This is a genomic window from Streptomyces sp. SID3343 (genome assembly GCF_009865215.1).
Taxonomy (GTDB): Bacteria; Actinomycetota; Actinomycetes; order Streptomycetales; family Streptomycetaceae; genus Embleya.
In genome coordinates this window covers 1-369 of record NZ_WWJX01000370.1, presented here as the reverse complement: position 1 = coordinate 369, position 369 = coordinate 1, and the positions used below count along the sequence as shown (strand labels likewise).

At 79.1% G+C, this 369-nt stretch carries 2 pseudogenes; both read left to right on the top strand.

The window, feature by feature from the left end:
• Positions 1–184, top strand: a pseudogene (locus GT354_RS12280) (ATP-binding protein); the annotation flags it as partial.
• Positions 181–369 (top strand): annotated as a pseudogene (locus GT354_RS12275) (DNA-protecting protein DprA); the annotation flags it as partial. The pseudogenes GT354_RS12280 and GT354_RS12275, both read left to right, overlap by 4 nt.

Below are 369 nucleotides of genomic sequence, written 5' to 3'. Positions count from 1 at the left end.
GGACATGGAGCGGGGCCTGCTCACCGCCCGCGGGCTCGATCGGGTGCTGCGGGTGGCGTGGACGATCGCTGACCTGCGCGGCCACGACCGGCCCGACCGGCGCGACGTCGACGCGGCCTTGGAGCTGCGCACCGGGATCGCGCGTGGCGAGTCGCAGGCCGACGACGCGGAGCGGGCGTCGTGACCGGGCCGGGCGAGCTGCCCTGGGCCGAGCCCACGCCGGTCGAGCGGGACGCGGCCGAGGACCGCCGTGCCCGGGCGGCCCTGTGCCGGTTGGTGGAGCCGGGGGACGCGCTGTTCGGGCTCGCGGTGCGCAACCACGGCGCCGCCCGGCTGCTGCGCGACCTGCGCGGGCACGGTTCGCTGCCG